Origin of the sequence: Streptomyces sp. NPDC057697, from assembly GCF_042799335.1 — a bacterium.
Classification (GTDB): domain Bacteria; phylum Actinomycetota; class Actinomycetes; order Streptomycetales; family Streptomycetaceae; genus Streptomyces.
Genome location: NZ_JBHVJA010000001.1, coordinates 328,316 through 352,181, shown reverse-complemented (window position 1 = coordinate 352,181; position 23,866 = coordinate 328,316). Strand labels below are relative to the sequence as shown.

Genomic DNA, 23,866 nt, shown 5'->3' with positions numbered 1-23,866 from the left:
CGAAAACGCGGAGAAGGCCGCCCCTCGGGCGGCCTTCGCGTGGTCTGTCGCGCGCGATTGTCAGTGGGCCGCCGGATGAGCGGTCCACCACCAGTTCTGGTTTGTCTGCGCGAACATGTCCAGAACCTTAACCGACGCGGCACGGTCCGGGCGCGCGTCTCATCTGTTGAGCCTGCGGATGGACCTCTCGCCGGACCCCGTAATGTTGGGGTTGTGACCGTGAACGCCAATACCTCCGTCGCCGGTGGCCACACCTGGCGAGACCTTCCCGCGGCGCAGCAGCCCGAGTACCCCGATGCCGAGGCTCTGCGCGATGTACTCGCGGACCTCGCGTCGTATCCGCCCCTCGTGTTCGCGGGCGAGTGCGACCAGCTGCGCGCCCGCATGGGAGCCGTCGCCAAGGGCGAGGCGTTCCTGTTGCAGGGCGGTGACTGCGCCGAGGCCTTCGACGCCGTGTCGGCCGACCACATCCGGGCCAAGCTGAAGACGCTGCTCCAGATGAGCGCCGTCCTGACGTACGCGGCCTCGGTGCCCGTCGTCAAGGTGGGCCGGATCGCCGGGCAGTACTCCAAGCCGCGCTCCAAGCCGACCGAGACCCGCGACGGCGTCACCCTGCCGACCTACCGCGGCGACTCCGTCAACGGCTTCGCCTTCACCGAGAAGGACCGGGTCCCGGACCCGGACCGGCTGAAGCAGATGTACCACGCCTCCGCCTCCACGCTGAACCTGGTGCGCGCCTTCACCACCGGCGGTTACGCCGACCTGCGCCAGGTGCACGCCTGGAACCAGGACTTCGTGAAGTCGTCCCCGTCCGGCCAGCGCTACGAGGCGCTCGCCCGCGAGATCGACAACGCGCTGAACTTCATGAAGGCGTGCGGCACGGACCCGGCCGAGTTCAAGGCGGTCGAGTTCTACGCCTCGCACGAGGGCCTGCTGCTGGACTACGAGTCGGCGCTGACCCGCACCGACTCGCGCACCGGAGAGCTGTACGACACCTCGGGCCACATGGTCTGGATCGGTGAGCGCACCCGCCAGATGGACGGCGCGCACATCGAGTTCGCCTCGAAGATCCGCAACCCCATCGGCATCAAGCTCGGCCCGACGACCACGGTCGACGAGGCGCTCGGCTACATCGACCGGCTCGACCCCGAGCGCGAGCCCGGCCGGCTGACGTTCATCGTCCGCATGGGCGCCGACAAGGTCCGCGACAAGCTCCCGGCCCTGGTCGAGAAGGTCACCGCCTCCGGTGCCACCGTGGCGTGGGTGACCGACCCGATGCACGGCAACACCTTCGAGGCCGCCTCCGGCCACAAGACCCGTCGCTTCGACGACGTCCTGGACGAGGTCAAGGGCTTCTTCGAGGTGCACAAGGGCCTCGGCACGCACCCGGGCGGCATCCACGTCGAGCTCACCGGCGACGACGTCACCGAGTGCGTCGGCGGCGGACACGAGATCTTCGTGGACGATCTGCACCAGCGCTACGAGACGGCCTGCGACCCGCGGCTCAACCGCAGCCAGTCCCTGGACCTGGCGTTCCTGGTCGCCGAGATGTACCGGGACCAGTAGGCGTCACCGAGGGAAACGCGCGGACGACTGTGGGGCACGGATCGATGTGATCCGTGCCCCACAGGGCGTTCGGAGGCTTTCCGCACCTTTGGGCGCCGGGTAAGGTTAGGTTAGCCTCACCGACAGACGGGGTGGCTGTGAACGACCGATCCCGCCGGGAGGTGAACCGCGTGTACGTCTGCTCGTGCTTCGGCATCACGGAGAAGCAGGTCAAGGAGCACGCGGACGCGGGAGCCTGCACGCCCCGGCAGATCGCCTCCGCCTGCAAGGCGGGCACCGACTGCGGCGGTTGCGTCCGGGCCATCCAGGCCGTGCTGGGCCGCGGCGCCTGCCCGCGCCGCGAGCTGCTCGACCGGAAGCGGACGGCTGGCACCGCGGTCGGCACCACCACGGACGCCGTACCCGGCGCGGACCCGGGCGTGGCGCCGGAAGTCCCGCTCCCCGACGCGGCCTGACCATTTCCGGGCCGGGGTCCAGGGCCCCCGTCCGGGTCATGCCGGGCGGACGGGACCTTCGATGCGCGGCCCTGTCCGCTCCCTAGCTGTCCGGCTGCTCGATCTGCTGGGCGATGTAGAGCGGCTCGCCGAGCTTCTCGACCAGTTCCAGCTGGGTGTCGAGGTAGTCGATGTGGTGCTCCTCGTCCTCCAGGATCGACTCGAAGATGTTCGCGGACGTGATGTCGCCCTTGCCGCGCATCAGCTCGATCCCGCGCTTGAGACGGTCGATCGCCTCCACCTCGACCTGGCGGTCGGCCTGGAACATCTCGGTGACGGTCTGGCCCACCCGCACATGGAAGAGCCGCTGGTAGTTGGGCAGCCCGTCAAGGAAGAGGATGCGGTCCGTGAGGATCTCGGCGTGCTTCATCTCGTCGAACGACTCGGAGCGGGTGTACTTCGCGAGCTTCGTCCAGCCGAAGTTGTCCTGCATCTTGGCGTGCAGGAAGTACTGGTTGATGGCAGTCAATTCTGCGGTCAGCTGCTCATTCAGGAACTCGAGGACCTCGGGGTCGCCCTGCATCGCAGAGGCTCCTTCCAACCGGTGAACTGGGCAAGTTGGCCGCATCCTGTCATCGCGCCCGATGGTCGTCCAGTAAGTACAGGCTTACTGCGTCTTGTCGGAATTGCCCCCCATCCTGGTCGGGACCACCCCTGCCTGTCTGTCACCATGGAGGCATGGGTCAGCCGGAAAGCCGGGAACACCGCGCGTCAGAGCAGTCCGAGCTTCCGCCGGGACAGCGACTGCAGCGTGGGTGGCCGGTTACCCACTATGGGCCCGTACCCAAGTTCAAGCCCGACCGCTGGGAGTTCCGGGTCTTCGGGGCCACCGCCGATGGCGAGAAGCACTGCTGGAACCACCAGGAATTCTCGGTGCTGCCGTTCGCCTCGGTCGTCGCCGACCTCCACTGCGTCACGAAATTCAGCATGATCGGTGCCGAATGGGGCGGTGTGCCGGCCCGCACGGTCCTGGAACTCGCGCCGCCCGCGCCGAACGTCACCCATGTGATGGTCTGGGCCGAGTACGGATTCAGCTCCAATCTGAGGCTCTCCGACTTCGCCTCGGACCGAACACTTTTCGCCACCCACAAGGGCGGGGAACTGCTGACCGCCGAGCACGGTTTCCCGCTCCGCCTCGTCGTGCCGCATCTCTATGCCTGGAAGGGGCCCAAATGGGTGAGGGGCGTCGAGTACATGACGGCCGACCGCCGGGGCTTCTGGGAGGAGCGCGGCTATCACAACATCGGCGACCCCTGGAGCGAGCAGCGCTACTCCTACCAGGAGGAGCCCGGGGACGGCCCCGAGCTCTGAACTGACGGCTCCCGGCCGCTGCGGTCCGTTCCTCAGCGGTGGTACTGGTGGACCACCGCGTGTCCCTTGCCCCGGCCGATCATCCACCTGTTGACCGGTGTGGTGACGACGAAGGCGATGGCGAGCGAGAGTACGAGCGTGCCCCAGAACAGCGTGTCGGAGAGCGTCGCGTCCATGGCGCCCGGCCACAGCGCGATCACGCCGTTGTCGATCAGCTCCATCACGGCGATGGACAGGGTGTCGGCGGCGAAGGCGACCCTCAGGGCCGTATGGAGGTCGACGCCGGCCCCGACGACGGAGCGCAGGGTCAGCGAGTAGCCGAAGAAGAAGGCCAGGACGATGGCGAGCACCATCGTCGCCATGTTGCCCCAGCCGAGCGCCGTGCCGATCACCATGCCGAGGATCTCGCCGATGGCGCATCCGGTGAGGCAGTGCAGCGTGGCCCGCGAGGCCATGCCCCAGCTCACCCCGCCCGGCTGATGGTCGGAGTGGCCGGAGTGACCGGAGTGGCCGGAATGCTCCGCGTGGCCCGCGTGGCCCGCGTGGCCCGCGTGGCTCGCCTGCTCCGCGTGATCCGGATGGCTCGCCTGCTCCGCGGGTTCCGTGTGGTGGTCGTGCTGACCGTGGTGCGTCTCGTGCTGCATGACGATTCCCCCATGCCGGATAGCGGTCCCTGTCGATGACAGGAACCGTATACCCCCCTGGGGTATTCCTCGACGGGGAATCAGTTGTCGCGCAGCCCCTTCAGCCGGGCCACGTCCGCCGCGTGCCCCTCCTTGCCGCCGGGGGTCTCGATGATCAGCGGTACGCCCTCGGTCGCCGGGTGCGCGAACAGCTCACGGAACGGCTCCTCGCCGATGTGCCCGGCGCCGATGTTCTCGTGCCGGTCCTTGTGGGCTCCCACCACGTCCTTGGAGTCATTGGCGTGGATCAGTTTCAGCCGGCCCTCGCCGACCGTCTCCACCAGCAGATCCAGGGTCTGCCGCATGCCCGCCGGACCGGTCAGGTCGTGGCCCGCCGCGTAGATGTGGCAGGTGTCGAGGCAGATGCCCAGCTTGGGGTGGGCGTCCAGGGCGTCGAAGTACGGGCCGAAGTCCCAGGTCCGCGAGCAGAGCGAGAAGCCCTGTCCGGCGGTCGACTCCAGCAGCAGATACGGATCGTCGTCGTGCGTCAGCTCGTCCAGCAGCGGCCGCATGTGCGTGCGCACCTGCGCCAGGGCCTGCTCGCGCGGCCGGCCGCCGGTCGCCGAGCCGGTGTGCACCACGACGCCCAGGGCGCCGATCTCACGGGCCCTGCGCAGCGAGTGGCGCAGCGACTCCACGGACTTCTCGACCGTCGCCTCGGTGTGCGACCCGAAGTTGATCAGATACGGGGCGTGGACGTACGCGGGCAGGGAAGCGGCGGCGCACTCGGCGCGGAACCGCTCGTCCTGGGCCGGGTCGCCGACGGGGGTCGCCCAGCCGCGCGGATTGGCGACGAAGACCTGGACGGCCTCCGCCCCCATCTCGCGGGCGTAGGGGAGGCCGACCTTGGCGAGGCCGCCGGCCACCGGAACATGGCCGCCGACTGGGTTGCGCATATGGATCTAGAGTCCCTTGGTCTTGATGGTGATGGTGCTGCCTTCGGGGGCCTGTTCGCCGCCGTCGACGGACTGGCTCGCGATGGTGTCGCTGAAGGACAGGAACGGGCGGTCGACCTTGACCTCGAAACCCGCGCCCTTCAGCGTGCTGGTGGCCTCGTCGACGTCCTTGCCGGTGACGTCGGGGACGTCGACCATGCGGGGGCCCTCGGAGACCGTCAGCTCGATGGTGTCGCCCTCGGCGGCCTCGGTGCCCTCGCCCGGCGACTGACGGGCGATGTCGCCCGCGTCCTCGGACGAATGGACCCGGTCGGGCAGCACCTTCGCCTTCAGCCCCTCGTCCTCCAGCGCGGAGGTGGCGTCCTCGACGGACAGCCCGGTGACATCGGGGACGTCCACCGGGGCGCCCTTGCTGATGACGAGCGCGACCGCCGAGTCGGGGTGGCGCCCGGTGCCCGCCGCGGGCTCGGTGCGGATCACGTCGCCCCGGTCCGTCTCCTCGCTGAACTCCTCGGTGACCATGCCGGGCACCAGGCCGGCCTTCTTCAGCTCCCGCCCGGCATCGGCGCGCGAGAGGTCCCGGACGTCGGGCACCTTCACGATCTCGGGACCGCGCGAGACCACGAGCGTCACCGCGGCGTTGCCCCTGACACGGGCGCCGGACGCAGGGTCGCTGCTGATGACCTTGCCGCGCTCCACGGTGTCGCTGTAGGACCGCTTGACGCCCTTGAGCTCCAGACCGGCGTCCGAGAGCCGCTTCTCGGCGTCCTTCTGGGTCTGGCCGAGCAGCGAGGGGACCCGGGTGAACTGCCCGGAGTTGATGTACCAGACGCCGGTGCCGATCCCCAGCGCCAGCAGCACGGCGACGACCACGGCGATGACGGAGCGCCGCGGCCCGCGGCGCGGCAGGCCCCCCGGACCCGACCCCGTCCGCGGCGGCGGGGGCGGCGGCATCTCCAGCCGGCTGGTGTGGTGCGAGACGCCCTGCCCGGCCGGGAGCAGCCGCGGGATCACGCTGGTGCGGTCCTCGGCGGCGTCGTGCGCCTCGGCGGTGGCCTGCGGCGGTACGGCGTCCAGCTGGGCGTCGGTGAGGCCGGATCGGGCCTCCCTGGTCTCGGCGAGCAGCGCCACCGCGTCGTACGGGCGCAGCTCCGGATCACGGGCGGTGGCGCTCGCCACCAGGTCGTCGAGGGACGGCGGGAGCCCGGGGACGGCGGCCGACGGCGGCGGGACGGCCGCGTTGAGGTGCTGGTAGATGACCTGGGCCGGGGTGTCGCCGCCGTGCGGCTTGGACCCGGTCAGCATCTCGTACAGGACGACACCGCAGGCGTACACGTCGGTGCGGGTGTCCGCCGTGCCGTCCTCGATCTGCTCGGGGGCGAGATAGGAGACCGTGCCCAGCACGGACCCGGTGGTGTCGGTGACGGTGCCCACCGCCCGTACGAGTCCGAAGTCGGCGACCTTGACCCGGCCGTCGTCCCCTATCAGGACGTTCTCCGGCTTCATGTCGCGGTGCACGAAGCCCGCCCGGTGCGCCGCGCCGAGGGCGGCGAGCACCGGCTCCAGGATGTCCAGGGCGGCCCTCGGCTGGAGCGCGCCGCGGTCGCGCAGCACGTCGCGCAGGGTGCAGCCCGCGACGTACTCCATCGCCAGGTAGACGTACTGCCCCTGGGCGCCCTGGTCGAAGACCGCGACCACATTGGGGTGCGCGAGCCGGGCCACGGACTTGGCCTCGCGGATGAAGCGCTCGACGAACGAGGCGTCGGTCGCCAGCGCCGGGTGCATCACCTTGAGGGCGAGCACCCGGTCGAGCCGGGTGTCCATGGCCCGGTAGACCGTGGCCATGCCGCCCACGGCGATGCGGGCATCGACGCGGTAGCGGCCGTCGAGCAGCTGCCCGACGAGGGGGTCCTGGAGGGTCGTATCCACCAGGCGAGTCTACGAGCCGCCACGGACACGACCCACGGGCCGGGGCGGTCCCGGGGCCGTACTGCAGCCGAGCCGTGACAGGGACGTGCGCCGCGCGCCGTACCGGCGGCTCAGAACGCCGGGCGCTCCGGGTCCAGCGCCGCGCGCCCCTCCACCGGTGAGGACGCCTCGGCGAAGTGGCGGCGCGGAATCCGGCCGGCCCGGTACGCCAGCCGCCCGCCCTCCACCGCGTGCCGCATCGCCGCGGCCATCAGCTCGGGCTCCTGGGCCCGGGTCACGGCGGAGGCCAGCATCACCGCCGCGCACCCCAGCTCCATCGCCAGCGCCACGTCGGAGGCCGTCCCGGCGCCCGCGTCGAGGATCACCGGCACCCGGGCCCGCTCGGTGATCAGCCGGAAGTTGTGCGGGTTGCGGATGCCGAGCCCGGAGCCGATGGGGGAGCCGAGCGGCATGACCGCCGCGCACCCCACGTCCTCCAGCTTCCGGGCCAGCACCGGGTCGTCATTGGTGTACGGCAGCACGGTGAAACCGTCGTCCACCAGGATCTCCGCGGCCTCCAGCAACTCGACCGGGTCGGGCAGCAGGGTCCTTTCGTCGGCCACCACTTCCAGCTTGATCCAGTCGGTGCCGAGCGCCTCGCGGGCCAGCCGGGCGGTGAGCACGGCCTCGCCCGCGGTGAAGCAGCCCGCCGTGTTGGGCAGCACCCGGATGCCGAGCCGCCGCAGGACGGAGAGCACCGAGCCCTGCACGGTCGGGTCGAGACGGCGCATCGCGACGGTGGTCAGCTCGGTGCCGGAGGCGGTCAGCGAGCGTTCCAGCACATCGAGGCCGGCCGCCCCGCCCGTGCCCATGATCAGCCGGGAGCCGAACGTGGTCCCGCCGAGGACGAAGGGGTCGTCGGACATGGTCAGCCTCCCTGGACCGCGGTCAGGACCTCGACACGGTCACCGTCGGCCAGCACGGTGGCGGACCAGCGGCCGCGCGGTACGACCGTCTCGTTGACGGCGGCCGCGACGCCGGAGTTCGCGGCGGTCAGGGCGGCGACCAGGGCGTCCAGCGCGGTGCCCGCGGCGAGGCTCCGGACCTCGCCGTTCACGGACACGGACAGGGTGTGGGGTACGGGCTCGGCGGTCATACGGGCTGCTCCTGACGTACGGGGGCGGCGGAGGACGGGAAACGGCGGGGGGTGAAAGGGGCGGCCTGCTCGGGCGGCTCGCCGCCGGTGAGGAACTCCGCCATGACGTCACCGGTGAGGGGGGTGAGCAGCACCCCGTTGCGGTGGTGGCCGGTGGCGAGGAGGAGGCCGGGCAGGGCGGTGGGGCCGAGCAGCGGGGCGTTGTCGGGGGAGGCGGGGCGCAGCCCGGCCAGGGTCTCGGTGAGCGGCAGCTCGGTGATGCCGGGTACCAGCTCGTGGGCGTCCCGCAGCAGCTCGTAGACGCCGCCCGCGGTGACGGTGGTGTCCCAGCCCTGCTCCTCGCTGGTGGCGCCCACGACCAGCTCGCCGTTCTCGCGCGGTACGAGATAGACATGGCTGCCCCGGACCACCGCCCGGACGGTCCGGCTCAGGAACGGCGCGTACGGCGCGGGCACGGTCAGCCGCAGCACCTGGCCCTTCACCGGCCGGACCGGCGGCACGACCTCCTCGGGCAGCCCCGGCAGCCGGCCGCTGAGGCTGCCCGCGGCGAGCACGACCTGGTCGGCCGCGAGCTCCGTACCTCCGGCGAGCACCGCCCCGGCGGCCCGGTCGCCCACCACACCCAGGCGCTCCACCCGGTCGCGGTGGAAGACCACCCCGGCCCGTTCGCAGGCGGTCAGCAGGGCGGCCGCCAGCCGACGGGGATCGATCTGGTGGTCGCCGTCCACCCGCAGACCGCCGCGCACGCCCGGCGCGAGCATCGGCTCCAGCCGACGGCACTCACGGCCGGTGAGCCACTCCGACTCCAGACCCGAACGCCGCTGGAGGGCGTGCAGATCCCGCAGCTGGGCGCGGTCGTCGGCGTCCAGCGCGACGGCCAGGGTGCCGCAGGTCCGGAATCCGGTCTCCCGCCCGCTCGCCGCCTCCAGCTCGGCCACGAAGGCCGGATAGCGGGCGGCGGAGGCGAGATTGAGGCCCAGCAGCAGCTGTTCGCCGTAGTGGAGCTCGGTGACGGCGGCCAGCATTCCGGCCGCCACCCGGGCCGCCCCGCCGCCCGGCCCGGGGTCGGCGACCGCCGTGCGCAGTCCGCGCTGCGCGGCCCGCCAGGCGGTCACCAGGCCGATGATCCCGCCCCCGATGACGAGCACGTCGGATCCGTTTCCGTTCCGAGAAGAACGCATGGGCTTCCAGCCCCTCCCTTCGCCGGCATGACCCGGATCAGGTTCGTACGGTCGGAGGCCGCCCAGCCTCCCTCTCAGCCCGGTGCGTCCGGGCTCCCGCGAGTGCTTTACGTCGGCCACCCTAAACCCCGTCCCCCGGGCCCGGTAAGGGCGTGGCCGCCGCGTTCCCTCCGCCGCGGGCCCCGTCGGAGCCCCGGGAGAACGGCGGGACGGGTGCGGCCGGAGCACTCGCCCTTTTCTGATGATCTATCAGGTGCTTAAGGTGTACGGGTGAGCGAGCAGCAGCAGTCGGAGCAGCCGGAACGGCGGGCAGGACGCCGCGTCGTCATCGTCGGTGCGGGCATGGCCGGGGTGCAGACCGCGGTGGCCCTGCGGGAGCAGGGCTTCACCGGCCCCGTCACCCTGATCGGCGCCGAACCCCACCAGCCCTACGACCGGCCCCCGTTGTCCAAGGCGGTGCTGCTCGGCAAGGCCGAGGACTCCGCCTTCGACATCGACTTCGAGGCGCTGGAGATCGATCTCCGGCTGGGCCGCGAGGTCACCGGAGTGCGGCCCTCGGCGCACGAGCTGGACACCGGGTCGGGGCCCGTCCCCTACGACGTCCTGGTGATCGCGACCGGCGCCGAACCGGTCGTCCTGCCCGGGGCCGAGGGCGTTCCCGGCGTCCATCTGCTGCGCACCCTCGACGACGCGGCACGGCTGCGCCCGGTCCTGGACGAGCGGCACGGCGTCGTGGTCGTCGGCGCGGGCTGGATCGGCGCCGAGTTCGCCACCGCGGCCCGCTCCGCGGGCTGCGCGGTCACCGTGGTCGAGGCCGCCGACCGGCCCCTCGCCGGCGCGGTGCCCGCGGAGGTCGCCGCCCCGATGGCCGCCTGGTACGCGGCGAGCGGCGCCGAACTCCTCACCGGAGCCCGGGTCGCCCGCGTCGAGCCGGGCCGGGTGGTCCTCGCGGACGGCCGCACCGTCCCGGCCGGGGCGGTCGTCGTCGGCATCGGCGCACGGCCCGCCACCGGCTGGCTGGCCGGTTCCGGCATCGCCCTCGGCCCGGACGGATCGGTGACCGCCGACGCGTCGCTGCGCACCTCGCAGCCCGATGTGTACGCGGTCGGCGACTGCGCCTCCTTCCCCTCCGCCCGGTACGGCGAGCGCCTGCTCGTCCACCACTGGGACAACGCGCTCCAGGGGCCGCGCACCGCCGCCGCCAACATCATCGGGGCGGCCGCCGGTGACGGCGCGGCTCCGGCGGTCTACGACCCCGTGCCGTACTTCTGGTCGGAGCAGTTCGACCGGTTCGTGCAGTACGCGGGCCACCACGGCGCCGCCGACACCCTGCTGTGGCGCGGCGACCCGGCCGAGCCCGCCTGGTCGGTGGTCTGGCTGCGCGACGGCGTCCTGGTCGCGGTGCTCGCGGTCGGCAGGCCGCGCGATCTGGCGCAGGGGCGCAAGCTCATCGAGGCGGGGGCACGGCTCGATCCGGCGCGGGCCGCCGACGCCTCCGTACCGCTGAAGTCGGCGGTCCGTCCGTAGCGCGCCGCCGGGCGAGGGGCGTCCGGAACGCGGGCGGCCCCCAGGACCTGTCGTGGAAGTGCCTCCTGGAAGTGCCTCCTGCCGTGCGATGTCCGGCACGCACGCTCGCCGCGTGGTCGGGACCGTCCCCGTACAGCCGGTACGGGGACGGCCCTCCGCCTCGCGCTCGCACGCACCGGACGCCGCACGGCCCGGCCTCCGGCCGGACGACGGCACTTCGACGACAGGCCCTGGGGCGGCGGCCCGATCCGATGCATCGTGCGCCCTTCGGATCACCCGTCCGCTCCGGTCCCGGATCACCCGTCCGCTCCGGTTCCGGATCACCCGTCCGCTCCGGAAGGAAGTACGTGTCCCGGCACGGAGGGGTCCGCGCCCTGTGCCGGATCGCGGTGGCCGCGGCCTCGATCGCGCCGGCCGGTGGTGTGCTCGCCGCCCCGGTGCACGCGGGCACCGCCCCGAAGCCCGGCTCCGACCCGGCCGTCGGCCACCAGGACCCGGCCGACGCGCTGCCGCCGGTCTCCCAGCCCGGCGGCACCGGGCACTGTGCGGTGACGGCCGTCGACCACGACTTCGGCAACACCTTCGGCACGCCCCCCGTACACCACCACGCTCACCCGGACGTACAGGGGCACCACCGACACCGGAGCCCGCTGCGCGCGCTCCCCGGCCACCGCGCACGGCCGGGTCGCCGACGACCGGCAGGGCCGCTGCCGCACCGCCGACGTGGTCCGCGGGGCCCTGAAGGGCTGAGTCCGGGTATCGGCTGTCAGTGCGGGATGGCAGGCTTGTCCCCGTGACCGAGATTGACGCAAAGATCGATGCTCTCGTCCCCGCCTGGCTCCACCTGCCCGATATCGCCGAAATGCTCGATGTCGAGGTGACGCGCGTGCGGCAGCTGGTCAAGGAGGGCCAGCTGATCGCCGTGCGCCGTGGTGAGAACCGGACGCTTCAGGTGCCTGCCGCCTTCATCGACGGCGACAAGGTGGTCAAGGGCCTCTCCGGCACCCTGACGCTCCTGAAGGACGACGGCTACAACGACGAAGAGATGCTGGAGTGGCTCTTCACCCCCGACCCGACCCTGCCGGGCACCCCGGCCCAGGCACTGAGCGAGAATCGCGGCACGGAGGTGAAGCGCCGCGCCCAGGCGCTCGCCGTCTGACCGCCGGCCGTAGGTGAGGGGCGGGCCGCGCGCACCGCGCGGCCCGTGCCCCGCCCCGCCCGGCGGCAACCGCTCCGCAACGCTCTCCCAGGGGGGAACCGCACCATGTCCACGCCTCGCGCGCCGCTGTCCGACGCCCGTCTCTATCTGTGCACGGACGCCCGCAGGCGCCAGGGCGATCTCCCCGCCTTCCTCGACGCCGTCCTCGCCTCCGGGGTCGACATCGTCCAGCTCCGCGACAAGGGCATGGAGGCCGCCGAGGAACTCGACCACCTGGCCGTCCTCGCCGAGGCCTGCCGCCGCCACGGCAAGCTCCTCGCGGTGAACGACCGGGCCGACGTCGCCCATGCCATCGGCACCGATGTGCTCCACCTCGGCCAGGGAGACCTGCCGGTGCCCGCCGCCCGCGCCATCATCGGCGAGGACGTGGTGATCGGCCGCTCCACCCACGCCCGGTCCGAGGTCGACGCGGCCGTCGCCGAGCCCGGGGTGGACTACTTCTGCACCGGCCCCTGCTGGCCCACCCCGACCAAGCCCGGCCGGCACGCCCCGGGCCTGGACCTGGTGCGTTACGCGGCCTCGCTCGACCAGCCGCGCCCCTGGTTCGCCATCGGCGGGATCGACGCGGCCAATCTCGACGAGGTGCTGGACGCCGGAGCCCGCCGGGTGGTCGTCGTACGGGCGATCACCGAGGCCGCCGATCCGGCCGCCGCCACCGCCGAGCTGGCCGGGAGGATCCGGGCGCGCACCACGGCGTGATCAGGCCAAGTGTCCGGTGGATGGACAAACAACCAGTCAATTCGGGCAATTCATGCTGGTCTGGTCCATCGGCCGCTGTGCTCTGGTTAACCTGCCCGTATGGCCCTTGGCACACCATCCACCAGGACAGATCACGCGCGCACGGTGCGTGAACTCCTTGCGACCGGCAAGACCTCGTACTCGTTCGAGTTCTGGGCGCCCAAGACCGAGAAGGGCGAGCGCAACCTCTGGAACGCGCTGCGCCGGGTCGAGGCGGTGCGGCCGAGCTTCGTCTCCGTGACCTACGGGGCCGGTGGTTCCACCCGGGCCGGGACGGTCCGGGCCACGGAGCAGATCGCGGCCGACTCCACCCTCACCCCCGTCGCTCACCTCACGGCGGTCAACCACTCCGTCGCCGAACTGCGCAACATGGTCGGCCAGTACGCGGACGCCGGCATCCGGAACATCCTCGCCGTGCGCGGTGACCCGCCGGGCGACCCGATGGGCCCCTGGGTCGAGCACCCGCAGGGCGTGCGGTACGCGGCCGATCTCGTCCGGCTCATCAAGGAATCCGGCGATTTCTGTGTCGGCGTCGCGGCATTTCCCGAGATGCACCCGCGCTCGACCGACTGGGACACCGACATCCGGCATTTCGTGGACAAGTGCCGTGCCGGCGCCGATTACGCGATCACGCAGATGTTCTTCAATCCGGAAGACTATTTGCGTATGCGTGACCGAGTGGTCGCTGCGGGTTGCGAAACCCCGATCATCCCCGAGGTCATGCCGTTGACCAGTGTGAAGCAGTTGGAAAGATTCGCGCAGCTCAGCAACGCTTCTTTCCCCTCGTCCCTGAAAGAACGCATCCTCGCCGCCAAGGACGATCCCGCCGCTGTACGCTCCATTGGCATCGACTTCGCAACGCGGTTCTGCGCGAGGCTGCGATCCGAGGGTGTGCCCGGACTGCACTTCATCACGCTCAACAACTCGACGGCGACGCTCGAAATCTACGAGAATCTCGGACTGCACAAGCAGTCGTGACCGGCCGTACCCGCCACGACCCGGGGCGGTGGCCGTAGAAGGGGGCGGGCATGGGCTGGACGGTCCTCTACATCGCGTTCGGAATCGTCGCGCTGTGGCTGCTCGGCGAGGTGCTTCTGCAGTACAAGGCGCGCCTTCGCTGGCGTCTGCTCGCCTTCGGCGGCTTCGGCTGCGTGGTCGTCGGCGTGCTGATCCCGTCGGTGTTCGTCATCGTCCTCGGCACGATCGCCTTCGCGACCGGCCAGACGTACGTCACGCTCTCCTTCCGGCGCGGGTTCTCCACCGGCTGGGCCATAGGGGGCAGGCCCGGTGAGAGCCGTCGTCGCCGGGGCGGCGGCGAGCGGGAGCGCCGGGAGCCCACGCTCCAGGTGTCGGACCTGGAGATGACGCGGGACGAACAGGCCGCGCAGCCCGTGGACGCCATGGCTCCGGCGGCCACCGCCGTCTACGAACCCGAGCCGCTGCCGGACGACACCGGGCAGTACGGCGTCTACTCCGACCACCACCGGTCGCAGCAGGGCCCCGGCGACGAGGCGCAGCCGCAGCAGCAGCCGCAGTACGCCGCGTACGACGGCTATGCCGACCCCACCGCGTACGGTGCGCAGGGCGGCCAGGGCGCCTACGCGGGCCAGGACCCGCTCACCGGTCAGTACGACTACGGCACCGAGCAGCAGTACGCCGCGTACTCCGACCCGTACATCGGGACCGGCACGACCGGCGGCGCCCCGCAGTACGACGCCTACGACAGCTTCGGCAACGGCTACGACAGCTTCGGCGGCCGGCAGCAGTACGCCGACGACCCGTACGCCCAGCAGTACGCCCCCGAGACGCCGCCCGGCGGTGTCTGGGTGCCGCAGCAGCGCGAGGGCGAGCAGTACCCCGTCGCACCGCCGGAGCAGCCCACGCAGCCCGCCCCGTTCCCCAACGGCTACAACAACGGCAACGGCTACGACGAGCAGCAGTACCGCTACTGACGACGGGCGGTACCGCTCCGCCGCCGGAGACGGGCGGGCCGCCGGAGCGCCGAGTGGCCCGGCGGGCCGCCCGCCCGGCCGGCCCGCCCGGTCACTGCGAGCCCCGGAAGCCGTCACCCTCCACGATCAGCCCGGCGACCAGCGCTCCCGACATGCCCGCGTGGGCGAGCCCGCCGCCCGGATGCGACCAGCCGCCCGCGGCGTAGAGCCCCGGAAGCCGGGTGCGGTTGCCCGGATGCAGATACGCGCCGCCCGCCCCGGCCAGCGCGGGCGGGGGCACCGAACCGCCCTCGGCGCCGGTCTCGGCGGCCGTCTCGGCCGGGGTCCGCACCTCGGCGTGGAGCAGCCGTTCCCGAAGCCCGGGGACGGCCGCGGACGCCGCCTCGATCAGCACGTCGGCGTACCGCTCGCGCACCGCGGGGGCCGTCCAGTCCACCGCCCCGTGCGGGGCGACCGTCGCCGTCAGCGTCACCGCCTCGTGGGCGTCGTCGGGGCGGGTCGAGGGATCGTCCGGGCGCAGCACCGTGACCGTGGGACGGTCGGCGAGCCCCCCGCCGAACACGGCCGCGCACTCCGCCGCGCCGTCCGCCGGGTGCACCAGCGTCCGGTGCACGGCGTCCGAGGACCGGGCGCCGCGCAACGCGAGCAGGACCGAGAACCGGCCGGGCACCACCTCCCGCTCCGGCCGGGGCCGCACCGCCACGTCGCCGTCCCGCCAGAGCTCCTGGCCCGGCAGCAGCCCCGGCTGCGGCCGGGCTCCCAGCACCACGTGGCCGGCCTCGGCGACCGTCCCGTCCGCCAGCTCGACGCCCGCCGCGCGGCCGTCCTTCTCGACGATCCGGGCGACCTCGGCGCCGAAGACGAACTCCACCTTCCGGGCCAGGCACCGCTCGTACACCGCCTGGGCCAGGGCCCGTATCCCGCCGGAGACGTACCAGCTGCCGAAGGTCTCCTCCATGTACGGCAGCAGGGCGGCGGCCGCCGGGGCGCGCGAGGGGTCGAGCCCGTACGACAGGGCGTAGCCGTCGAGCAGCGCGGCCAGCCGGGGGTCCGCCAGCTCCAGGGCGCCGATCTCCGCGACCGTGCCCGCCTGCCGGGCGGGACGCAGCAGGCGGCGCTGCCGGAGCGCGGGATACGGATCACGGCCGAGCACCTGCCAGTCGGCGCGCAGCGGCTCCTCCAGGAGCGGCCGCCGGGACCGGTCCCAGGCATCGCGCGCGCGGTCCAGGAAAGCGCCCCAGGCCGCACCGGCACCGCCGCCGAGCGCGCCGTCCAGCGCGGAGACGACCCCCGCCCGTGAGGCATTGGGCAGCGAGACCGCCGTGCCGTCGGCGAACAGATGGCGGCTCGCCGGATCGACCTGCGTCATGGTGACGCACCGCTCCAGCGGCTCCTTGCCGGTCTTCACGAACAGGTCGCGGTAGACGGCCGGCAGATGCAGCAGCGCCGGGCCGGTGTCGAAGGCGAAGCCCTCGTGGACATACCGGCCCACCGAGCCGCCGAAGGTCTCCGACCGCTCGTACACCGTCACCCGGTGGCCTGCCACCGCGAGCCGGGCGGCCGCCGCCATCGCGCCCATCCCGGCGCCGATCACCGCAATACGTGCCATGCCAGTGACCTTAACGGCCGCCACCGACAGTCACTCCGGTGGCCAGGGCGAACCCGTCGCGGCCAGGCGCCGTTCCTCCCGGCGCCGGGCCCTGCGGCGCAGGAACCGGCGGATCCTGGAGGCCAGGAAGGCCACGGTCACGATGCCGAGCAGCAGCAGCGTCCCCGCGAAGACCGCGGCCACCACCGGATGGAATATCGCGAAGGTGACGACCCCGGCGACGCCCAGGTCCTCCACGATGCTCAGCACGATGTTGCTGAACGGCTCGGGGGAGGAGTTGACCGCCATCCTGGTGCCCGCCTTCACCAGATGGCTCATCAGCGCGGTGGAGCCGCCCACCGCCGCGGCCGCGAGCTGCGGCAGCGAACCGCTCTCACCGGCCAGCAGCGCCGCCACGACGGCACCGGCGACCGGCCGGACGACGGTGTGCACCGCGTCCCAGACCGAATCGACGTACGGGACCTTGTCCGCCACCACCTCGCACAGGAAGAGCACGGCGGCCACCACGAGGACGTCGGTGCGCTGCAACGACGCGGGCACCTCGTCGGTCAGACCGGTCGTGCCGAAGACACCGAGCAGCAGGACCACCGCGTAGGCGTTGATCCCGCTCGCCCAGCCGCTCGTGAACACCAGGGGAAGTACGGACACGCACGCGATCGTAACCAGATGGCGCAACGTCCGGGGCGGCTTCCGGTACGCAGCTCTGAGTATCCGTACCTAGGTGAGGAGATGAGTAGGTACGCGGATGGGCTCCCGCCCCCGGGGACGGGAGAGTGGAGCCCACGGAAAGGGGCGCGGCTCCGGTACCGCCGGCACGGGGCGGCGGAACGGTCGCGGCGCTCCCTCCGGAACGGGGGAGCACGAAGGGGAGTCCGGGGCCACGGGGGAACGAGGCCACGGGGAAGACTCTCCGGCAGCAAGGAAGACGCCGGTCCGGCGCAGGCTCGGGGGGATCGAGCCTCACCGGACCGGCGTCTTCCGTGTGCCACCGTGCGGCGGCCGGGCCGATCAGCGCCCGCTGACCCGCCCGTGCAGGAGCAGCGACAGCGCCGAGTGCACATCGTCGATCGAACGCTCGGGCTGGAACGCCTGCCAGTCCAGGGCGGCCACCAGCACCATGCCGACCAGCGCGGCGGCCGTGAGCGGGATGTCGATCTCCTCGCTCAGCTCACCGTTGCCCACGCCCTCGCGCAGCACCCCCTCGACCACCGCGACGGCCTCCTGACGCACCACCAGCAGGGTGCCCTGCCAGGCACGGTTGGTGCGCCACAGCTCCGCGACGTACAGCTGGGTGAAGGCCGGGTAGCGGTCGATGAAGACCAGACCGGCCCGGATCATCGCGTCCAGGGCCTCGACCCGGGTGCCGCCGCGCTCCCCGGTCTCCTCGGCCGCGGTGCGCAGCGAGGCGGTGAGCAGTCCGACGCCGTGGCGCAGCAGCTCCTCGAAGAGCTCGGTCTTGCTCTTGAAGTTGTAGTAGACCGTGCCCTTGGCGACCCCGGCGCGCTCGGCGATCTCGTCCACCGTGGTCGCCGAGAAGCCCTTCTCCGCGATGAGGGTCACGGCCGCTTCGTAGAGCTTCTGCCGGGTGGCCCGGCGACGCGTGGTGCTGCTGCTTTCCATGTCCCCGATTCTCACAGGTTCCGGCGTGCTCACAGGCTCAGCTCCGGGTGGAGCCGGTCCAGCGTCCACACCTGCTTGCGGCGTGCGGCGACCGCGGTCAGGGCGAGCGCCCCCGCCGTGAAGGCCAGCAGCACCGCACTGCCCTGCCAGACCGGGCCCAGCCCGCCGCCCGTGATCAGCCGGCGCAGCCCCTCGACGATGTAGCTCATCGGCAGATAGGGGTGGATCGCGTTGAAGAACCCGGGGCTGGTCTGGACGGGATACGTTCCGCCGGCCGAGGTCAGCTGGAGCATCAGCACCGCCAGGACGAGAATCCGGCCCGCGGCTCCGAACCGGGCGTTCAGCCACTGCACGATGGCGGCGAAGCAGCAGGTCACCAGCGCCAGGAAGCCGACCGTGCCGGCGGCGCGGGCCATCTGCAGACCGAGGCCCCAGTGCAGTACGGACATCAGGGCGGCCACCTGGAGCAGACCGATCGCGGCCACCGGAAGCCAGCCCGCGAAGGCGATCCGCCAGGCGGATGCCCCGGCGGCGAGCGCGCGCCGGTTGAGCGGCTGGATCAGCATGTAGGCCACCATCGCGCCGACCCAGAGGGAGAGCGGAATGAAGTAGGGCGCGAAACCGGTGCCGTAGTTGGGGGCGGCGTGCAGCGACTGGGAGGCCAGCTGCACCGGGTCGGCCATGACCCCCGTACGGGCGTCGCGGTCCTTCTTGTCGTAGTCGGGGATCTTGCCGACGCCGTCGTTGAGCCCCTGGGCGAGGGTGGCCGAGCCGTCGCCGAGCCGGATCAGCCCGCCGTCCAGATTGGTCGCGCCCTTCTTGAGATTGCCCACGCCGGTGTCCAGGTCGGCGGAGCCGGTCCGGGCGGTGACCAGGCCGGTGTGCAGGTCGTCGGCGCCCTTCGCGACCTTGTGGGCACCGGTGTTGAGCGCGTTGACCTTCTTGACGGCGGACTCCAGGTCCTCGTCCAGGCGCGGCGCGTGCTCGGCGAGGTCGTCGGCCTGCCGCTGAAGGGTGGTCAGCTGGGCACTCAGCTTCTTCAGGTCGCCGTTCTGGTTCGTGACCAGCACGTTCACATCGTCGGCGACCGCGGCGACATCGGCCGCCGTGATCTTGGCGCGCTTCAGTGGCGGGCAGACGGCCGGGTCGTCGGGCTGCTGGTCCACGCAGCTGGTGCGGTAGATCCCGGCCAGGTCGTCGGAGGCCGTGTGGGCGTCGGCGGCCGCGGTGGGTGCCGCCTTCACCAGCAGGTCGAGGTTGTGCCGCACGGCCTTCGAGGAGTCGGAGACCAGCCGGGCGGTGTCGCCGATCGACTTGCCGTTGTCCTTCAGGAAGGGGCGGACGTCGGCCGCCACCCCGTTCACCTTGTCGGCGAGCTGCTGGGTGCCTTCGGCCACCTGCCGGGAGCCGGTCTCCAGGTCGCCGGCGCCCTTGTTCAGCTTGACGATCCCGCCGGCCAGCCGGTCGCTGCCGGCCTTGGCGTCCTTCAGGCCGTCCGCGAGATCCTGCGATCCCTTCTTGGCCTTGCCGATGCCGCCCTTGAGATCGTCGGCGCCCTTGGCGGCCTTCGCCGTCGCCTCGTGGAGGTCGGAGAAGTTGATGAAGATCCGGTCGTAGAAGCCGCGTGAGGCGTTGGTCGACGCGGCGGTGCGCACCTCGGAGAAGACCGAGCGGGAGATCTGCCCGACGATGTAGTTGTTGGCGTCGTTGGTCCGCACCTGGAGGGCGCCGGCCTCGGGGGAGTCGCCCGAGCTGGACGCGATCCGCTTGCTGAAGTCCGACGGCATGGTGAGCGAGAGGTAGTACGTGCCGTCCTCGACGCCCTTGTGGGCCTCGGCGGAGCTCACCTCGTGCCAGTCGAAGACCTTGGAGTCCAGGAGCTTGCCGGTGATCTCGTCACCGGCCGCGACGCGCTTGCCGGCCGCGGTGGCGCCCTTGTCGTTGTTGACCAGCGCGACGGGGATCTTGTCGAGGCGGCCGTACGGGTCCCAGAAGGACCACAGGTACAGGGCGCCGTACAGCAGGGGCAGGAGCAGCAGGGCCACCAGGGCGGCGCGCGGCAGCTTCCCCCTGCCGAACCGCTTGAGCTCAAGCGCGGCCAGTCTCGGCGAACGCATCGGCCGTTCCTTCCTCGGTCGTGGTGTCCCCGGTCGCGGTCTTCTCGCTCGCGGCTTCTCCGGTCGCGGGCCGTGCGGCCGTGCCGTGTGTGCTGCCTGTGCTGTCCGTACGCAGGGTGATCGCGCCCTCGGGCGCCTGGCTGCACACGGCGAGCACGGTCGTGCCGCTGTCCGCGACGGACCGCAGCAGGTCCCAGGCCTCGGCGCGCTCGGCGTCGGAGAGCTTGAGGTCGGTGTCGTCCACCGCGAGCAGCCGGGGACCGCCGATCAGCGCGAGGGCGATGGAGAGCCGCAGCGCCTCCAGCCGCTCCAGGTCCCGTACGGAGGTGCGCCCCGCCTTGGGCAGGGTCTCCGGGTCGAGTCCGGCGGCGTCCAGCGCCGCGTCGATCCGCGCCTGGGCGGTGGCTGTCCGCTCGGCGCGCGGGCGCAGCAGGGCGCGCAGCGAACCGTCGAAGCGGCGCTGGAGCAGGGCCCGTTCGCGCAGGTGCTCGGCGACGGTGAAGGCCGGATCGAGCTCGCTGACGCCGGGGACCGGGCCCAGCGCGGCGATGCGGCGCACGGCGGCCATCTTGCGGGGCAGCCGCAGTCCGCCGACCTTCGCCTGGCCCTCGGTGGGGCGCATCCGGCCGGTGAGGGCGAGCAGCAGGCAGGTGCGGCCGGAGCCGGACGGACCCTCGATCGCCACCAGCGAGCCGGGTCCGGCATCGATGTCCAGGCCCCGGAAGGCCCATCCGCGCGGCCCCTTGAGGCCGAGGTTCTCGGCGGTGACGGATGCCCCGTGCGGGCTGTCCACAGGCCCTCCCCCTTCTTTTGAACTGACCGGTCAGTTCAAAAGGTAGCCCGAACTTGCGAACGAAGCAAAAGCACAGGTCAGGGCGGGGTCGAGGCCGATTGTCAGTGGTGCCCGCCACGATGGATGCATACGGCCACGGAGCCGTTACACGAGACAGGAGGTTTCGTCATGGCCCACTCGTCCGCAGCAGCCGCACCCCGGCGCCGCGCAGACGGCCCTGCCCCCTCACTGACCGGCCCGGCAAGCGATGTCCACCCCGTTCCGCGCCGCACCACGGCGCCGCCCGCCGCCCTCGATCTGCTCGCCCAGGCCCGCACCGGCCTCGACGAGGCCGCCGTTCTCGATGTGCCGAACGAGCGGTACGCCACCGCCCATCTCGCTGCGCTGCGCACCGCGGCCGCGGTCCTCGCCGCGCGGGCCCGCCCGGAGACGTCCAGGCGGCGCCGGGAGCGCATCCGCAGCGCCTGGGAGATCCTGCCCGAAATCGCCCCCGAGCTGACCGAATGGAGCGCGCTGTTCGCCTCCGGAGCCCCCCGCCGGGCCCGTGCGGAGGCCGGGATCCCCGGTGCGGCCAGCCGGCGCGACGCCGACGACCTGGTGCGCGACGCGGCGATGTTCCTGCGTCTGGTCGAGCGCCTGCTGGTGCTCCAGCCGGTGCTCCCGCAGGCCAGGAGGGGGCGGCCCGACGCGGGATGAGGGCGGCGGCGGCGCGAGGCAATAGGGTGGAGACCGCTCGTACCACCTGCACTGTTCACGCTCCGCCGTCCCAGGCGGCACCGTGCCGAGGAGTCATCTGCCGTGTCGGACCAGCTGCGCCCCCGCGCCTCCCTCCGTACCGCCGTGGTCTGGGAGGTCCTCAAGGACGCCCTCGACCACCGGGTGAAGGCGACCGGCAGGGACGCCCTGGACGTCCTGGACACCGGCGGCGGCACCGGCAACTTCGCGGTGCCGGTCGCCCGGCTCGGCCACCGCGTCACCGTCGTCGACCCCAGCCCCAACGCGCTCTTCGCGCTGGAGCGCCGCGCCGCCGAGGCCGGGGTCGCCGACCGGGTCCGCGGCGTCCAGGGCGACATCCACGGGCTGTTCGAGGTCGTGGAGCGCGAGGGGTACGACGCGGTGCTGTGCCACGGCGTCCTGGAGTACGTGGACGACCCCGCCGAGGGCGTACGCAACGCCGTGGCGGCGCTCCGGCCGTCCGGTGCGCTCAGCCTGCTCGCGGCCGGGCTCGGCGGCGCCGTCCTGGCGCGGGCGCTCGCCGGTCATTTCACGGAGGCCCGGCAGGCGCTCGGCGACCCGGCGGGCCGCTGGGGCGAGGGCGACCCGGTGCCCCGGCGCTACACCGCGGACCAGCTCACCGAGCTGGTCTCCGGGGCCGACGTCGAGGTCGGGGCCGTCCACGGGGTGCGGGTCTTCGCCGATCTGGTGCCGGGTGTGCTGGTGGACACGGAGCCCGGTGCCATGGAGGCCCTGCTCAAGCTGGAGTCCGCCGCGGCCGAACTCCCCGCCTTCCACTCCGTCGCGACGCAGCTGCACGTTCTGGGCACGAAGCGCGGCTGAGCGCGGTCCGGTCCGGCGACGGCCCGGCCGCAGCGCGGCTGATCAGCGACGCAGCGGCAGACGGAGTACGCACCAGGCCCCCCGATCGGGGGCTTCGCCCCGTATGATCGGGGGACACCATCCGGCATGACGGATCGGAGGTCGGGGAATCAACGCCTCAACAGCCGAGCCGTCGTGGCGGCCCGGACTGGCTGATGGGCAAGAAGGCGGGTTTCACGGGGGCGATTCCCTGCCTATCCTGGAAGGGCCGCATACCGGCCGCCCCCGCGGCCGACGACGAGGAGGACTCCGTGCCGCTCTCGGAGCACGAGCAGCGAATGCTCGAGCAAATGGAGCGAGCGCTGTACGCCGAAGATCCCAAGTTCGCGACAGCGCTCGAGGGAAGCGGGCTGCGTACGTACACCCGGCGACGGGTCTACCAGGCGATCGCAGGCTTCCTGGTGGGTATCGCGCTCCTCATGGTCGGGATGGTCGCCCAGCAGATCTGGATGATCAGCGTGGTGGGTTTTCTCGTCATGCTGGGCTGCGCGGTCCTTGCGATCAGGGGCTGGCGCAAGGCGCCCAAACCCGGTGAGCATCCGGCAGCAGGCGGCGGTGGTGGCGAGCGCAGCCGACCCAGACAACGCCGCACTGTGATGAACCGCATCGAACAGCGGTGGCAGCGCCGCCGCGACGAGCAGGGTCAGTAGACCCTCGGACAACTTGGATGAGGGGCGGCCGCACTTTCGCGGCCGCCCCTCATGCGTGCCCGGAGCCTTCCGGAGCGGGCGACCTCCGGACCGGCTCACGAGCGGGCCGCCCGTCGCCCCACTTCCACGCGGACGGGCCTTCACCCGCCCGTCCCGGGACCCGTCGGACGGCCGGAAGACCGCCGGAAGGGCTGGCCACCTCGGGGATGGCCGCGCGTCCGTTGAACCGAGGCCGGACGGCCGCACGCCCGTCGGACCGCGGCTGGACGGCCGCCCGTACGACGAAACGCGCTACGCCTGGACGGGTGGTCGTACGGGGGGCGGGGCCGGTGCGCCCCGGGGCGTTGGCGGAGGGTGTGCCCCGGCGGGGCCGTGGCGCGAGGCCGCCGGATCAGCCGTTGGGCCGGGGCCCGCGCCGGTCCCTGGCCCTGGACCGGGCCCCGGGCCTTGGAGCGGTCCCCTGGCCTTGAAGCGGCCGAGGCCCGCGCTCGGCCCCGGCCCGTACCAGGCCCGCGCTCAGACCCCCGCCCCGAAGCAGCCCGGCCCCGAACCAGCCCGGCCCCAAGCCTGGTCCCGAACCAACCCGGCCCCGAACCAGCGCTGCCCCGAAGCAGCCCGGCCCCGAAGCAGCCCGGCCCCGAAGCAGCCTGGCCTCCAACCAGCGCTGCCCCGAAGCGGCCCGGCCCCAAGCCTGGTCCCGAACCGACCTGGCCCCGAAGCAGCGCCGCTCCAAAGCAGCCCGGCCCGTACCAGGCCCGCGCTCAGGCCCCCGCCCCGAAGCAGCCCGGCCCCAAGCCTGGTCCCGAACCAACCTGGCCCCGCACCAGCGCCGCTCCATAGCAGCCCGGCC

General features: G+C 72.4%; 25 protein-coding genes and 1 riboswitch. Of the genes, 12 read left to right on the top strand and 13 right to left on the bottom strand.

What is annotated here, in order from left to right:
* Positions 1-60: 60 nt before the first annotated feature.
* Entirely contained in the window at positions 61-117 is a 57-nt protein-coding gene (locus tag ACFVFH_RS01600; protein WP_107408160.1) for a trp operon leader peptide, read from the bottom strand.
* Between the two features lie 102 nt (positions 118-219).
* Between ACFVFH_RS01600 and ACFVFH_RS01595 the strand changes: the two genes are divergently transcribed.
* Positions 220-1,566 carry a class II 3-deoxy-7-phosphoheptulonate synthase gene (locus ACFVFH_RS01595; RefSeq protein ID WP_383761854.1) on the top strand — a complete coding sequence of 449 codons (1,347 nt, stop codon included), beginning with the start codon at positions 220-222 and terminating at the stop codon, positions 1,564-1,566.
* Between the two features lie 170 nt (positions 1,567-1,736).
* Positions 1,737-2,021, top strand: a complete 285-nt coding sequence (locus ACFVFH_RS01590; protein ID WP_383763486.1) for a bacterioferritin-associated ferredoxin — start codon at positions 1,737-1,739, stop codon at positions 2,019-2,021.
* A gap of 82 nt (positions 2,022-2,103) precedes the next feature.
* Here ACFVFH_RS01590 and bfr read toward each other — a convergent pair whose 3' ends face one another.
* Positions 2,104-2,583 carry a bacterioferritin gene (gene bfr / locus ACFVFH_RS01585; protein WP_093543851.1) on the bottom strand — a complete coding sequence of 160 codons (480 nt, stop codon included), beginning with the start codon at positions 2,581-2,583 and terminating at the stop codon, positions 2,104-2,106.
* 155 nt (positions 2,584-2,738) lie between these two features.
* On the opposite strand from bfr, the gene ACFVFH_RS01580 reads away from it, so the two are divergent.
* Positions 2,739-3,371, top strand: a complete 633-nt coding sequence (locus ACFVFH_RS01580) for a sulfite oxidase-like oxidoreductase (protein WP_383761851.1) — start codon at positions 2,739-2,741, stop codon at positions 3,369-3,371.
* Between the two features lie 32 nt (positions 3,372-3,403).
* Here the strand turns inward: ACFVFH_RS01580 and ACFVFH_RS01575 are convergent, their stop codons facing one another.
* The 6 genes from ACFVFH_RS01575 to thiO all read right to left on the bottom strand — a co-directional run bounded on the left by ACFVFH_RS01575 (position 3,404) and on the right by thiO (position 9,195).
* A complete protein-coding gene (locus tag ACFVFH_RS01575) occupies positions 3,404-4,015 on the bottom strand; it encodes a DUF4396 domain-containing protein (protein ID WP_383761848.1) in 612 nt (203 codons plus the stop codon).
* Positions 4,016-4,095: 80 nt separating this feature from the next.
* Positions 4,096-4,950, bottom strand: coding sequence for a deoxyribonuclease IV (locus ACFVFH_RS01570; RefSeq protein ID WP_383761846.1), 855 nt, complete (start codon positions 4,948-4,950; stop codon positions 4,096-4,098).
* 6 nt (positions 4,951-4,956) lie between these two features.
* Complete coding sequence (gene pknB, locus ACFVFH_RS01565) at positions 4,957-6,879, bottom strand: Stk1 family PASTA domain-containing Ser/Thr kinase (protein WP_383761844.1); 1,923 nt, start codon at positions 6,877-6,879, stop codon at positions 4,957-4,959.
* A gap of 110 nt (positions 6,880-6,989) precedes the next feature.
* On the bottom strand, positions 6,990-7,784 hold the full coding sequence (locus ACFVFH_RS01560) for a thiazole synthase (RefSeq protein ID WP_383761842.1): 795 nt from the start codon (positions 7,782-7,784) through the stop codon (positions 6,990-6,992).
* Positions 7,785-7,786: 2 nt separating this feature from the next.
* A complete protein-coding gene (gene thiS / locus ACFVFH_RS01555) occupies positions 7,787-8,014 on the bottom strand; it encodes a sulfur carrier protein ThiS (protein ID WP_383761839.1) in 228 nt (75 codons plus the stop codon).
* A complete protein-coding gene (gene thiO, locus ACFVFH_RS01550; RefSeq protein WP_383761836.1) occupies positions 8,011-9,195 on the bottom strand; it encodes a glycine oxidase ThiO in 1,185 nt (394 codons plus the stop codon). Before thiO ends, thiS begins: the two co-directional genes overlap by 4 nt.
* Positions 9,193-9,305: riboswitch (TPP riboswitch) on the bottom strand. Its footprint overlaps the gene before it by 3 nt.
* 160 nt (positions 9,306-9,465) lie before the next feature.
* Between thiO and ACFVFH_RS01545 the strand changes: the two genes are divergently transcribed.
* The 6 genes from ACFVFH_RS01545 (at position 9,466) to ACFVFH_RS01520 (ending at position 14,631) form a co-directional block, all read left to right on the top strand.
* Positions 9,466-10,722 (top strand): NAD(P)/FAD-dependent oxidoreductase, encoded by a 1,257-nt coding sequence (locus ACFVFH_RS01545; RefSeq protein WP_383761834.1) that lies wholly within the window; start codon positions 9,466-9,468, stop codon positions 10,720-10,722.
* Between the two features lie 347 nt (positions 10,723-11,069).
* Positions 11,070-11,519, top strand: a complete 450-nt coding sequence (locus ACFVFH_RS01540) for a hypothetical protein (protein WP_383761831.1) — start codon at positions 11,070-11,072, stop codon at positions 11,517-11,519.
* Positions 11,516-11,881 carry an Rv2175c family DNA-binding protein gene (locus tag ACFVFH_RS01535; RefSeq protein WP_329920106.1) on the top strand — a complete coding sequence of 122 codons (366 nt, stop codon included), beginning with the start codon at positions 11,516-11,518 and terminating at the stop codon, positions 11,879-11,881. The genes ACFVFH_RS01540 and ACFVFH_RS01535 overlap by 4 nt, the downstream gene beginning before the upstream one ends.
* Positions 11,882-11,986: 105 nt before the next feature.
* Complete coding sequence (gene thiE / locus ACFVFH_RS01530) at positions 11,987-12,640, top strand: thiamine phosphate synthase (protein WP_383761829.1); 654 nt, start codon at positions 11,987-11,989, stop codon at positions 12,638-12,640.
* Positions 12,641-12,739: 99 nt separating this feature from the next.
* Positions 12,740-13,657, top strand: a complete 918-nt coding sequence (gene metF, locus ACFVFH_RS01525) for a methylenetetrahydrofolate reductase [NAD(P)H] (RefSeq protein ID WP_383761826.1) — start codon at positions 12,740-12,742, stop codon at positions 13,655-13,657.
* Positions 13,658-13,707: 50 nt separating this feature from the next.
* Positions 13,708-14,631: a hypothetical protein gene (locus ACFVFH_RS01520; protein WP_383761824.1), complete on the top strand. Its 924-nt coding sequence runs from the start codon at positions 13,708-13,710 to the stop codon at positions 14,629-14,631.
* 91 nt (positions 14,632-14,722) lie between these two features.
* Here the strand turns inward: ACFVFH_RS01520 and ACFVFH_RS01515 are convergent, their stop codons facing one another.
* The 5 genes from ACFVFH_RS01515 to ACFVFH_RS01495 form a co-directional block, all read right to left on the bottom strand.
* A complete protein-coding gene (locus tag ACFVFH_RS01515; protein ID WP_383761821.1) occupies positions 14,723-16,240 on the bottom strand; it encodes a phytoene desaturase family protein in 1,518 nt (505 codons plus the stop codon).
* A 30-nt stretch (positions 16,241-16,270) separates the two neighbouring features.
* The gene (locus tag ACFVFH_RS01510; protein ID WP_383761818.1) at positions 16,271-16,888 is read right to left on the bottom strand and encodes a DUF4126 domain-containing protein; all 618 of its coding nucleotides are present in this window, start codon (positions 16,886-16,888) and stop codon (positions 16,271-16,273) included.
* Positions 16,889-17,248: 360 nt separating this feature from the next.
* Positions 17,249-17,860: a TetR/AcrR family transcriptional regulator gene (locus ACFVFH_RS01505; protein ID WP_329815393.1), complete on the bottom strand. Its 612-nt coding sequence runs from the start codon at positions 17,858-17,860 to the stop codon at positions 17,249-17,251.
* Positions 17,861-17,889: 29 nt separating this feature from the next.
* Entirely contained in the window at positions 17,890-19,977 is a 2,088-nt protein-coding gene (locus tag ACFVFH_RS01500; protein WP_383761816.1) for a YhgE/Pip family protein, read from the bottom strand.
* A complete protein-coding gene (locus ACFVFH_RS01495) occupies positions 19,949-20,770 on the bottom strand; it encodes an ATP-binding cassette domain-containing protein (RefSeq protein ID WP_383761814.1) in 822 nt (273 codons plus the stop codon). Before ACFVFH_RS01495 ends, ACFVFH_RS01500 begins: the two co-directional genes overlap by 29 nt.
* A gap of 168 nt (positions 20,771-20,938) precedes the next feature.
* Between ACFVFH_RS01495 and ACFVFH_RS01490 the strand changes: the two genes are divergently transcribed.
* The 3 genes from ACFVFH_RS01490 to ACFVFH_RS01480 all read left to right on the top strand — a co-directional run bounded on the left by ACFVFH_RS01490 (position 20,939) and on the right by ACFVFH_RS01480 (position 23,016).
* The gene (locus tag ACFVFH_RS01490; RefSeq protein ID WP_383761811.1) at positions 20,939-21,466 is read left to right on the top strand and encodes an SAV_6107 family HEPN domain-containing protein; all 528 of its coding nucleotides are present in this window, start codon (positions 20,939-20,941) and stop codon (positions 21,464-21,466) included.
* A 102-nt stretch (positions 21,467-21,568) separates the two neighbouring features.
* Positions 21,569-22,327: a class I SAM-dependent methyltransferase gene (locus ACFVFH_RS01485; protein WP_383761808.1), complete on the top strand. Its 759-nt coding sequence runs from the start codon at positions 21,569-21,571 to the stop codon at positions 22,325-22,327.
* 290 nt (positions 22,328-22,617) lie between these two features.
* Entirely contained in the window at positions 22,618-23,016 is a 399-nt protein-coding gene (locus tag ACFVFH_RS01480; protein ID WP_383763483.1) for a DUF3040 domain-containing protein, read from the top strand.
* Positions 23,017-23,866 lie beyond the last annotated feature (850 nt).